This is a genomic window from Candidatus Melainabacteria bacterium RIFOXYA2_FULL_32_9 (genome assembly GCA_001784615.1).
GTDB lineage: Bacteria > Cyanobacteriota > Vampirovibrionia > Gastranaerophilales > UBA9579 > UBA9579.
Map to the genome: position 1 here is coordinate 12,062 of MFRQ01000029.1, position 1,779 is coordinate 13,840.

General features: G+C 35.1%; 2 protein-coding genes and 1 pseudogene (2 of these 3 only partly in view). All 3 read left to right on the plus strand.

Annotated features, from left to right (window positions below):
- Positions 1 to 937, plus strand: partial view of a hypothetical protein gene (locus A2255_08330; GenBank protein ID OGI22726.1) — the end only. 995 nt of this gene lie to the left of the window's left edge; 937 of the gene's 1,932 nt are visible here — the last part of the coding sequence; its start codon lies beyond the left edge, outside the window; its stop codon occupies positions 935 to 937.
- 141 nt (positions 938 to 1,078) lie between these two features.
- Positions 1,079 to 1,429 (plus strand): hypothetical protein, encoded by a 351-nt coding sequence (locus A2255_08335; protein OGI22727.1) that lies wholly within the window; start codon positions 1,079 to 1,081, stop codon positions 1,427 to 1,429.
- 1 nt (position 1,430) lies between these two features.
- Positions 1,431 to 1,779 (plus strand): annotated as a pseudogene (locus tag A2255_08340) (GTP-binding protein TypA) (it continues 1,239 nt past the right edge of the window).

Sequence of the window (1,779 nt, forward strand, 5' to 3'; positions counted from 1 at the left end):
AATTCTGCCAGGTATTGATGTAGAAGGGGGCAAAATAGCTGCTGAAAGACTTAGATCAGCAATAGAATCCGTGCCTGTAGAGGGTGTAGGAACGGTAACAGCCAGCATAGGAGTCTCTACACTATTAAGACATACAGGCTCACTAAATGAGCTCTTAGAATTAGCTGATCAAGCACTTTATAGAGCTAAGAGAAACGGTAGAAATCAGGTTCAAATTGCTACTAAAGATGAACAAGCTGATTGGCAATTGTTGGCACTCGATGCATTTATAGATATCTTAACCAAGCAGCATATTTCAGTATCATCAAACGTTGCAAATCAACTGATTCAAAAACTAAAAACAAGCCCGATACAAGAGACAAATCTAACAGGATTTCTTTATTTTGTAGTTGAATCTCTGGTAAAAACGTATGATACAGTGTATGAAGGTGGATATACACAACAAAAAATAGAAATTACCAGCCAATTAGCAGAAACAATGAACTTGCCAGATAGTGAAATTGAGAAATTAACATTAGCTGTATTACTTCATGACTTAGGCAACCTGATGATGCCTGAAAATATTTTGTTAAAACCAGGCCCATTAAATGACGAAGAAAGAAAAAAGATGCTGGAGCATCCAATTATAACGGCAAGAGAAATTTTAAAACCAATAAAATCTGCTGCACCAATTGTATACATGATAGAACATTATCGTGAACACTGGGATGGCTCAGGATATCCGGGTAACTTATCAGGTGATGATATTCCAATATGTTCAAGAATTATTGCAGTAGCAAGCGCATATTTTGGTATGATTAGTGATAGACCTTACAGAAAGGCCTTATCACAGGAAGAAGCCATAAATATATTAAGAGGTGGTGCCGGTACTTCATGGGATAAAAATCTGGTAGAAATGTTCATCAAGATTATCCAAAAAGAAATCGAGCCTGTTTAATCAAGTACTTTATATTTCAAGATTTCTTCAATAATCTATAAATAAATTGCGATTTAATACAATTTTTATAATGCTTGTTTGGCATTTATTTTTTCTTTGTGTTAAAAAAATTATAGGGATCGCATATAAAAGGGTAAGGGAATGGCTGACCCAAAAATAAGCACTATTATCGACCATTTATGGAAATGGATTACCACTTACAAAGATCGTGAGCTCATAAGAGATACCTCAAACCTATACAGTACAAAATTTGACGGCTTCATCAATAGCACATTATCAGATCCTTTATCATTTTCAGTTTTTGAACTTTCTGATAAAGGCGAATTAATAATAGATGATATGGCAAAATTAGTCGAAAGTCAGGCAGCATTTTTCTTATTCGTCAATACCAAAACAGGATGGATCGTAGCAGTAAAAAACAGGCCGGAAAATGTTAAAAAGTTAGCGAGAAAAGAAGCAATACAAAGTTTAAAAGTAAGGATAATACCGTAAAATGAGTAAGTCAGAAAATTTAATATCAAAATTGAGAAATATAGCAATAATAGCACACGTAGATCATGGCAAAACTACGCTTGTAGATTGTATGTTAAAACAAAGCGGCGTATATAGAGAAAATGAAAACATTCAAGAAAGAGTCCTGGATTCCAACGACCTCGAAAGAGAAAGAGGAATTACAATTTTATCGAAAAATATCTCCATTAACTATGAAGATTATAGAATTAATGTCGTAGATACACCTGGGCACGCAGACTTCGGCGGAGAAGTTGAAAGGATTTTAGGCATGGTAGATGGAGCTCTTCTTGTTGTTGACGCAGCAGAAGGCCCAATGCCACAAACCAGAT

What these genes read in the sequence shown, in the direction of transcription:
- A2255_08335 (OGI22727.1), top strand. Translation starts at nt 1,079, where the DNA reads ATGGCTGACCCAAAAATAAGCACTATTATCGACCATTTATGGAAATGG.